Origin of the sequence: Blautia sp. MCC270, from assembly GCF_018785605.1 — a bacterium.
GTDB lineage: Bacteria > Bacillota > Clostridia > Lachnospirales > Lachnospiraceae > Blautia_A > Blautia_A fusiformis.
In genome coordinates this window covers 196,985-203,162 of the sequence record NZ_WQQD01000016.1, presented here as the reverse complement: position 1 = coordinate 203,162, position 6,178 = coordinate 196,985, and the positions used below count along the sequence as shown (strand labels likewise).

Annotated in this window: 4 protein-coding genes; all 4 read left to right on the top strand. The window is 45.4% G+C overall.

All coding sequences use genetic code 11. From position 1 onward, the window contains the following. Positions 1-289 (top strand): tyrosine-type recombinase/integrase (locus GPK58_RS06340; protein WP_215638367.1); only part of this gene is annotated, 289 nt, incomplete at its 5' end. Between the two features lie 168 nt (positions 290-457). After that, positions 458-3,076, top strand: coding sequence for a DNA mismatch repair protein MutS (gene mutS, locus GPK58_RS06335; RefSeq protein WP_161208830.1), 2,619 nt, complete (start codon positions 458-460; stop codon positions 3,074-3,076). Between the two features lie 5 nt (positions 3,077-3,081). Next, positions 3,082-5,193: a DNA mismatch repair endonuclease MutL gene (mutL, locus tag GPK58_RS06330; RefSeq protein ID WP_173722131.1), complete on the top strand. Its 2,112-nt coding sequence runs from the start codon at positions 3,082-3,084 to the stop codon at positions 5,191-5,193. A 27-nt stretch (positions 5,194-5,220) separates the two neighbouring features. Next, positions 5,221-6,174, top strand: coding sequence for a tRNA (adenosine(37)-N6)-dimethylallyltransferase MiaA (gene miaA / locus GPK58_RS06325; RefSeq protein WP_021652027.1), 954 nt, complete (start codon positions 5,221-5,223; stop codon positions 6,172-6,174). Positions 6,175-6,178 lie beyond the last annotated feature (4 nt).

Here is a 6,178-nt window from a genome sequence, read left to right as displayed (position 1 = left end):
ATCATCAGCTCAAACAGAATGCAGGCGGATTGTTGGGATTGTTAATAAACATGAAATTGCTCTGGCAGAAAAAGAGAACAGAGATCCGAATTTAATGGATGTTCATCCTCATATTTTCCGTCATACTTTTGTAACAAGATGCATTCAATCGGGAATGGATGCCGCTACAGTAAAGAAAATAGCTGGACACTCTGATGAAAAAATGACTAATTATTATACACACATTGAAGAAGAACATATAGATGACGAATACGAACTGTATATTCAAAAATACGGAACAGAAACCTGATTTTGCAAATGGAGATAAAATTTTAAAGAGAGGTTTAAATACTTGAGTATAGACAAAAACACTAACGAGGGAAAAAACTATCGTAATAATGTGGTCAAATCAACATTTGGGACTTCTAAAAGCCGCATAAACACTGGGTTTCCGGCTGATACCAGTACATTATCACCGATGATGAAAGAATACGTAAAGACCAAAGAAGAATACAGCGACTGTATCCTTTTTTACCGTCTGGGCGATTTTTATGAAATGTTCTTTGATGATGCGCTGACTGCATCCAAGGAACTGGAGATCACACTTACAGGAAAAGACTGCGGATTGGAAGAGAGAGCGCCCATGTGTGGCGTTCCTTTTCATGCTGCGGAAACTTATATCAACCGATTGATAGAAAAAGGTTATAAAGTTGCCATCTGTGAACAGGTAGAAGATCCGAAAAAAGCCAAGGGTCTTGTAAAACGTGAAGTTGTTCGTATTGTCACACCGGGAACCACACTGGATGCCATGTCACTGGACGAATCCAAAAACAATTATCTGATGTCCATTGTCTCCATCGGAGATCATTTTGGCTGTGCTATTGCAGATATCACAACCGGTGACTGCTTTCTTACAGAGCTGGATAAGCCTCAGAAACTTCTGGATGAGATCAATAAATTCACACCTGCAGAGATCATCTGCAACGATGCGTTTCTTTTAAGTGGTGTGGATGTGGAGGATCTGAAAGGACGTCTTGGAATCTGCGTATTCGCCCTGGATCCCTGGTACTTTGACGATCAGCTGTGTCAGAAAACTCTAAAAGAACATTTCCATGTGGGAAATCTGGAGGGGTTAGGAATTGGTGACTACGACAGCGGGATCATCGCTTCCGGTGCTCTGTTCCTGTATCTGAAAGAAACACAGAAAACAGCACTTTCCCATATGGCAAGTATCCGCCCTTACTCTGCCGAGAAATACATGCTTATCGACAGCTCCAGCCGTCGTAATCTGGAGCTTGTGGAAACCATGCGCGAAAAACAGAAAAGAGGTTCTCTTCTCTGGGTACTGGACAAGACCAAAACAGCTATGGGAGCCAGAACACTTCGGTCTTATGTGGAACAGCCTCTGATCGATGCAGAGGAAATCGAAAAGAGACTGGGTGCTCTGGAAGAACTGAATGAAAAACCCATGGAACGGGATGAGATCCGGGAATATTTAAACCCGATCTATGATCTGGAACGTCTGATCAGCCGTATCAGTTACAAATCCGCTAATCCGAGAGATCTGGTTTCTTTTGCCTCTTCTCTGGAAATGCTTCCTTATATAAAACAGGTCCTGGCAGAATTCAAATCTCCACTGCTTACTAAGATCAACGAAGATATGGATCCTCTGACAGACATTACCTCGCTGATCCGGAACTCTATCACCGATGATCCGCCTCTTGCCCAGAAAGACGGTGGCATTATCCGGGAAGGATATAATGAAGATGTAGATAAATTCCGCCGTTCCCGGACAGATGGAAAGAAATGGCTTTCTGAGCTGGAGGCAAGAGAGAGGGAACGTACCGGTATCAAAAGCCTGAAGATCAAGTACAATCGTGTATTTGGTTATTCTCTGGAAGTTACCAATACTTTCAAAGATCTTGTGCCGGAGGATTATATCCGCAAACAGACCCTTACCAATGCAGAGCGTTATATCACTCAGGAACTGAAAGATCTGGAAGATCTGATCCTTGGAGCTGAGGATAAGCTTTATGCGCTGGAATTTGAACTGTTTTCCAGTATCCGTGATCAGGTTGGAGCGGAAGTTGTCCGTATCCAGCGCACTGCAAAAGCAGTGGCTGCACTGGATGTTTTCGCTTCTCTTGCACTGGTTGCCCAGAGGAATAATTTCGTCCGGCCAAAGATCAATGAGACAGGCCTCATTGATATCCGAAACGGCCGTCATCCGGTTGTGGAGCAGATGATCGAAAATGATATGTTCATTCCAAACGATACGTATCTTGACAACCACAAAAAACGGATCTCCATTATCACAGGACCAAACATGGCCGGAAAATCCACATATATGCGCCAGACAGCCCTGATCGTACTGATGGCACAGATCGGAAGCTTTGTTCCGGCAGACAGTGCAAACATCGGTGTGGTTGACCGGATTTTCACCCGTGTGGGAGCATCCGATGACCTTGCAAGCGGACAGAGTACCTTTATGGTGGAGATGACAGAGGTTGCCAACATTCTTCGTAATGCCACTTCCCGAAGTCTTCTAATCCTGGATGAAATCGGACGTGGAACCAGTACCTTTGACGGCCTTTCCATTGCCTGGGCAGTGATCGAACACATCAGCAACACCAAACTCTGCGGCGCCAAGACCTTATTTGCGACCCATTATCATGAGCTTACCGAACTGGAAGGCAAGCTTTCCGGTGTCAACAACTACTGTATCGCTGTCAAGGAAAAAGGCGACGATATCGTATTCCTGCGTAAGATCGTAAAAGGCGGAGCAGATAAAAGCTATGGTATCCAGGTAGCCAAGCTTGCCGGTGTTCCGGATTCCGTGATCCAGCGTGCCAAGGAGCTGGTAGAGGAGCTCAGTGATGCAGATATCACTGCAGCTGTAAAAGATCTGACTGCTCCAAAGAAAAAGCAGAAGATCACCTATGATCAGTTAGATATGGCACAGATGTCACTGTTTGACACGGTACAGGACAATGATATCATTGAAGAGATCAAAAACCTGGAGATCGGAAATCTGACACCAATGGAAGCTTTGAATATTCTCTATAACCTGCAGAACAAAATTAAGAACCGGTGGTGATCCTTTTGAGAAAAATTGCAGTTTTAGACCAGAATACCATTGATAAGATCGCAGCAGGAGAGGTCGTAGAGCGCCCCTCCTCTGTTGTAAAAGAGCTTGTGGAAAATGCCATTGACGCAGGTGCTACCGCTATTACTGTAGAGATCACAGACGGCGGAAAAAAGCTGATCCGTATCACGGACAATGGCTCCGGAATGGATGCAGAGCAGGTTCCGCTTGCTTTTCTCCGCCATGCCACAAGTAAAATTGAAAAAGTAGAAGACCTGACCCACATTGCCTCTCTTGGCTTCCGTGGTGAAGCACTTTCCAGTATTGCCGCCGTCTCCCAGGTGGAGCTGATCACAAAGACTCCTTCCGGGATCAGCGGTACCCGCTATGTGATCGAAGGTGGAAAAGAACAGTCTTTGGAGGAGATGGGCGCACCGGAGGGAACCACCTTCCTGATCCGGAACCTTTTTTACAACACACCTGCAAGAAGCAAATTTCTGAAATCCGACATGACAGAAGCCGGTTACATCAATACGCTGATGGAACAGCTGGCGCTTTCCCATCCGGAAATTTCCTTTAAATATATCCAGAATCGTCAGGTGAAACTTTCCAGTTCCGGAAATTACAGCGTAAAGGATGTGATCTACAGCGTTTACGGACGGGAGATCGCCAAAGCACTTCTGGAAGTCTCCTATGAAAATGATTTTATGAAGATCGAAGGCTTTGTGGGAAAACCGGAGATTTCCAGAGGAAACCGCACTTTTGAGAATTATTATATCAATGGCCGGTATGTAAAAAACAAGATCATTACCAAGGCTATTGAGGATGGGTATAAAGGACTGGTCATGCAGCATAAATTTCCATTTGTTTCCCTTCGGATCGAAATGGATGGTAATGACCTGGACGTTAATGTACATCCGGCAAAAAGAGAAGTGCGTTTTGCCAGAGAAACCGAAGTTTATACGGCTATCTATGAAACTGTTCGTAAGGTACTGACTCACAGAGAACTAATCCCGCAGGTATCTGTGGGAAAAGACGAACCGACATCTCACAACGAGCAGATGAAGCCAGGAAATGTTCCGGAACCTTTCGAGGTAAAAAGACGGCAGGAGATGTACGGACACCAGAACCGGACGGCGAATATAGCTTCCCATATTGCACCGACAGCTTCTGAAGTACGTACAGCGCCGGTTTCATCGATACCTTATAATAAGTTGACAAATAGTACAGCCTCCTATGGCTCAGCTGAAACAGCTCACAGTTCTTCAGATTCTTTTACAGATAAATACAGGCATATGGGTTCTCTGCGGGAAAATCCCGTATATAGATCTCAGCCCTTTACAAAAGAAGAAGAGGAAATGTTTTCCGGCACACTGAAGGACGGAAAAAAAGAGACTTCCGCTGTAGAAACAGCGGATCCAGAAGTGATATCTGAAAAACCTGCCGAATCGACATCTCCTGAGATAAACAGCGAGCCGATCAAATCCCTGGAACAGGAAACGCCAAAACAGCTGGAACTTTTCGAAGAACGGCTTCTTGCCCCGGAATCCAGAAGCCGCCACAGGCTGATCGGACAGCTGTTTGACACCTACTGGCTGGTACAGTTCGAAGATAATTTTTATATCATTGACCAGCATGCGGCCCATGAAAAAGTATATTATGAGCGGTTCGTAAAGCTGTTCCAGTCTCAGAACATCCAGTCTCAGTACGTAAGCCCTCCGCTGATCGTTTCACTCAGCCTTGAGGAAGAAAACCTGTTAAAAGCAAACGAAAAATATTTTCGGGATTTCGGTTTTGAGATCGAACCTTTTGGGGGAAGAGAGTACAGTATCAGTGCGGTGCCATCCAGTCTTCTGGGAATGACAGAGGAAGAGCTGTTTCTGGAAATGCTGGACCATCTCACTGCAGACGGCTCCAAAGATGCATTTGAACTGTTTACCGCAAGGCTTGCAACTATGGCCTGCAAAGCTGCTGTAAAAGGCAATCATTCCATGTCACCCCAGGAAGCCGACAAGCTGATCGATGAACTTCTGACACTGGAAAATCCTTATAACTGTCCTCATGGAAGGCCAACCATCATTGCCATGAGTAAGACAGAGATTGAAAAAAAATTTAAACGTATCGTGTAAGATACCTATCATAAACGGAGAAAATCTATGAAAAAACCTCTTATCGTCCTTACCGGACCTACTGCCGTGGGAAAAACAAAACTTTCCATTGCCCTTGCAAAAGCAGTAAACGGAGAGATCATCTCCGCAGATTCCATGCAGGTTTACCGCCATATGGATATTGGTTCCGCCAAGATCACACCGGAAGAAATGGATGGCGTCCCTCATCATCTGGTGGATGTGTTGGAGCCCACAGAAGATTTTAATATTGTCCTTTTCCAGCAGATGGCAAAAGAAGCCATGGAAAAAATTTATGATAAAGGCCGGATCCCGATCCTGGTAGGCGGCACGGGATTTTATATTCAGGCCGTAACCAGAGATATTGATTTTACCAGTTCCAACCAGGATGACCATTACCGCAGGGAGCTGGAAGAGCTGGCAGAACAAAAAGGCCCTTCATTTCTTCATGATATGCTTGCACAGGTTGATCCCAAGTCAGCCCAGGACATCCATGAGAACAATGTCAAGCGAGTGATACGCGCCCTGGAATTTTATAAACAGAACGGTACCAGGATCTCCGAACATAATGAAGAGCAGAAAGAACATACCAGCCCCTATGCCCTGGCATACTTTGTCCTGAACGCACCCCGTCCCCTTCTCTACGAACGCATAGACACAAGAGTGGATGAGATGTTGAAAAACGGGCTTGTAGAAGAAGTAAAAAAGCTCCGGGAAATGGGCTGCCACAGAGGAATGGTTTCGATGCAGGGACTGGGCTATAAAGAAATCCTGGACTGGATGGACGGAGAATACCCTTACGAGGAAGCCGTTCGCATCCTGAAACGTGACACCAGACATTTCGCCAAACGCCAGCTTACCTGGTTCCGAAGAGAAGGCGAGGTAACCTGGGTAGATAAAGATAACTTTGATTACGATGACAGCCGGATCCTTTCCTACATGCTTTCTGTATGCAGAGAAAAAGGGATCCTGCCTGCCAAATAAAATA